At 76.8% G+C, this 3707-nt stretch carries 3 protein-coding genes; all 3 read right to left on the bottom strand.

Translation table 11 applies throughout. The features are described from left to right. Positions 1-959: FAD-dependent oxidoreductase (locus L7D48_RS27225; RefSeq protein ID WP_237883512.1), on the bottom strand; the 959-nt coding region annotated here is incomplete at its 3' end. 2 nt (positions 960-961) lie between these two features. Next, complete coding sequence (locus tag L7D48_RS27220) at positions 962-2353, bottom strand: NAD(P)/FAD-dependent oxidoreductase (RefSeq protein WP_237883510.1); 1392 nt, start codon at positions 2351-2353, stop codon at positions 962-964. A gap of 129 nt (positions 2354-2482) precedes the next feature. Then, complete coding sequence (locus L7D48_RS27215; RefSeq protein WP_237883508.1) at positions 2483-3706, bottom strand: cytochrome P450; 1224 nt, start codon at positions 3704-3706, stop codon at positions 2483-2485. Between the last annotated feature and the right edge of the window lies 1 nt (position 3707).

Here is a 3707-nt window from a genome sequence, read left to right as displayed (position 1 = left end):
CCCCCGGTGCCGCCCATCTCGCCGGCGATCGCGTCGGCCGCCACCCGCGCCATCTCGTAGCCCGGCGCCACCAGGCCGTACACCATGCCGTCCGCGGTCCTGGCGCACTCGCCGACGGCGTACACCGCCGCGTCGGCGGTGCGGCAGCGCTCGTCCACGACGATCCCGCCGCGCTCGCCGACCTCCAGACCGCAGTCGCGGGCCAGCTCGTCGCGGGGACGCACGCCCGCCGAGAAGACCACCAGATCGGTGGCGATCGACGAACCGTCCGACAGCGCCATCGCCGTGACGGCCCCGTCCGGGCCGGCGGTGATCTCCTTGCCGCCCACGCCGGTGTGGACGGTCAGGCCCATCCCCTCGACGGTGCGGCGCAGGGCGGCGCCGCCGCCCTCGTCGACCTGGAGGGCCATCAGACGCGGGTTGAACTCCACGATGTGGGTCTCAAGGCCCAGCCCGCTGAGCGCACCGGCCGCCTCCAGGCCCAGCAGGCCGCCGCCGACGACCGTGCCCACCCGGCTCCGGCCCGCGTACTCCTCGATGGCGAGCAGGTCCTCCACCGTGCGGTAGACGAAGCAGCCGGTGCTGTCGCTTCCCGGCACGGGCGGCACGAACGGGTAGGAGCCGGTGGCCAGCACCAGCGTGTCGTAACCGATCTCCAGCCCGGCGCGCGAGGTCACGGTGCGCGCCTCGCGGTCGATCGCGACCGCCGGGTCGCCCAGGCGCAGCTCGATGCCGTGCCGCTCCATGAAGCCCTCGTCCACCAGGGACAGCTCCTCGGGCGTGCGGCCGGAGAAGTACGAGGTGAGCTGCACGCGGTCGTAGGCGGGCCGGGGCTCCTCGCACAGCACGACCACCCGGGCCCGGCCGGTCACCTCCCGGCTCGCGAGCTCCTCCAGGAACCGCTGTCCGACCATCCCGTGCCCGACGAGCACGATCGTGGGGCGTGGTGTCCGTGGCATGTCTACAGGCCTCCATCGTTGGTGAGCAGGTGGAGCAGCGGGGCGGAGGGCAGCGGCTCGCCGCCCTCCCAGGCGCGGGCGAGGGCGCCGACGGTGCCGAGGTCGCCCAGGAGGATGCCGCCCACCAGCCGGTCGCCGCGGACGACGACCTTGCGGTAGACGCTGCGGGTGGCGTCGGCGAGGCGGACGACATCGTCGCCCGCGCGGGGCACGGTCTCGCCGAACGCGGCGAGGTCCAGCGCGCTCCCGGACCCGGAGGGGGGCGGGACCAGCGTCAGCCGGGTCAGCGCCCGGGTGCCGGTGTACGCGGGGGACCGCGCACCGGCGGCCGTACCCCCCGTCATGCCGCCCGCGGCGTTGTTCGGGGCGCTGTTCACGGTGCTGTCCGCCAACAGGACGCGGGCCAGTGCGTCGGCCTGCTCCTGGGCGGCGCCGGCCAGCCCGTAGACCGTCCCGGCGTGCTCGGCGCAGTCACCGACGGCGTGGATGCGGGGATCGCCGGTGCGCAGCTCGTCGTCCACCACGATCCCCTCGCGGACCTCCAGCCCGGCCGCCCGGGCGAGCCCGGTCCGCGGACGCACCCCGCAGGCGAGGACGACCAGTTCGGCCTCCAGCCGGTAGCCGTCGGCCAGTTCCACGCCGCGGGCCACGGCCCTTTCGCCGGCGTTCCCCCTCCCGGTGCTCCCTGCGGTCAGCAGACCGCGGACGCGGCACTCGGTGTGGACCTCGACCCCCAGCCCCTCCAGATGCCCGCGCAGCAGCGCCGAGGCGCGGGCGTCCAGATGACGCTCCATGAGGTGCTCGCCCTGGTGGGCCAGGACGGTGCGCACCCCCCGCCCGGCCAGCGCACGGGCGGCCGAGACCCCGAGCAGACCGCCGCCGACGACGACGGCCCGCGCCCCGGGCCGCACCTCCGCCTCCAGCGCCCGGCAGTCGGCCAGGGTGCGGAAGGGACGCACGCCGCGGGGCGGTTCGTGTCCGCCACCGGGGAAGAGCCCGCGCAGCGGCGGCAGCACCGGGTTGGAGCCGGTGGCCAGCACCAGGGTGTCGTACGGCAGCGAGGAGCCGTCGTCGCACCGCACCAGACGCTCGGCCCGGTCCAGCCGCACCGCCCGCACACCGCGCAGCCAGCGTGCGGCGGGCGGGGCGGGCAGGCCGATCACCTCCGGCGCGTACCGCCCGGCCAGCACCCCGGCCAGCAGCACCCTGTTGTACGGCGCGTGGGGCTCCTCGCCGACGACCGTCAGATCCACGGCCGCGCCACCGGAGCCGGCGCGGCCGCCGTCACCGTCGCCGCCGGCGGTACCGAGGGCGCCGGCGGCGGAGAGCTGCCCGGCGAGCCGGGCGGCGGCCATCCCGCCGCCGATCACCACCACGCGCTTCTTCGAGGTCATGCGGAAAGCGTGCGGCGCGGCTGTTTCCCGCCCGGATCACCGCTGTTTCCCGGCGGCAACACCGCCCTCAGCGCACCCGGCCGACGGCTGTGAGCCCCGGGCGGAGCGGTCCGCTTCCGGACGGGTCCTTCAGGGCGCCAGCCGTACGGGCAGCGCCGCGAGGCCCCTGGTCCACGGCGACGACGCCCAGGCCAGGCGCTCCTCGGGCACCGCCAGCCGCAGACCCGGCAGCCGCCGCCGCAGCACCTCCACGGCCGTACGCGCGATCAGCCGGGCCTGCGGCTGGGCCGGGCAGGCGTGCGGTCCCGCGCCGAACGCCACATGCGCGCGGTTGCCCGTCACCGGCCGCCCGCACGCGGGCAGCACCCCGGGATCGCGGCCCGCGGCGGCCAGCCCCAGCACGAGCATGTCCCCGGCCCGCACCTCCTGCCGGCCCAGCCGGACGTCGCGCAGGGCGTAGCGGCCGGGGAGGTTCTGGGTGGGCGGGAACCGCCACAGCACCAGATCCAGCGCCTCGTCCAGGGTCAGGTGCCCGCCGTCCAGCGAGGAGCGCAGGGCCGGATCGGTCAGCAGCAGGCGCAGCGTGGTGGCGATCCAGTTCTTCGTCGTCTGGTGGGCGGCCACCACCGTCACCGCCAGGTTGTGCAGCACCTCCTCCTCGCGCAGCGAGGCGGGGTGCGTCAGCAGCCAGGAGGTGATGTCGGGGCCCGGCGCGCGCCGCTTCTCCCTCACCAGGGCCAGCAGGACGCGCTCCAGCCGGCGGCCGGCGTGGACGGAGTCGGCGTTGGCGGCGGCCGTGCCGGCGACGGCCTCCGCCAGTTTGCGGCTGACCGGCTCGTCCGCCCCCAGCAGCCGGGTGACGACCCGAGCCGGCAGGCGGTGCGCGTAGTGCGGTACGAGATCGGCCTCGCGCCACCCGGCGAAGGCGTCGATCAGCCGGTCGGCGGTGTCCCGCACCAGGCGGCCCAGCTCGCCGCCGTCGACCCGGCCCAGCGCGTCGGCGACGGCCGACCGCATCCGCCGGTGCCGCCGCCCGTCGGCGAACATCAGGGCCGGACGCCAGCCGAGGAACGCCAGCAGCGGGGAGTCGGCCGGCACCCGCCCCTCGCGCAGCGGACGCCAGTGCCGCGGGTCGTGGCTGAAGTCCCGTTCGCGGCGCGTCACCCGCAGCAGCTCCTCGTAGCCCATGACCAGCCAGGCGTGCACCCCCGGAGCCAGGGCGACGGGCGCGACCGGCCCGTGCTCCGCGCGCAGCCGCTCGTACAGGGCGGGCAGGCCGTCGCCGTCGAGGCCCGGACCGTAGAGCGGGGTGTGGTGCGGGCGGCCGGGGCGGTCCGGGCGGTCCGGCGGGATC

Source organism: Streptomyces sp. ICN903 (assembly GCF_022015835.1).
Classification (GTDB): domain Bacteria; phylum Actinomycetota; class Actinomycetes; order Streptomycetales; family Streptomycetaceae; genus Streptomyces; species Streptomyces fenghuangensis.
Note: the sequence above shows the minus strand (reverse complement) of the source record. Positions and strands in the feature narration are given on the sequence as shown.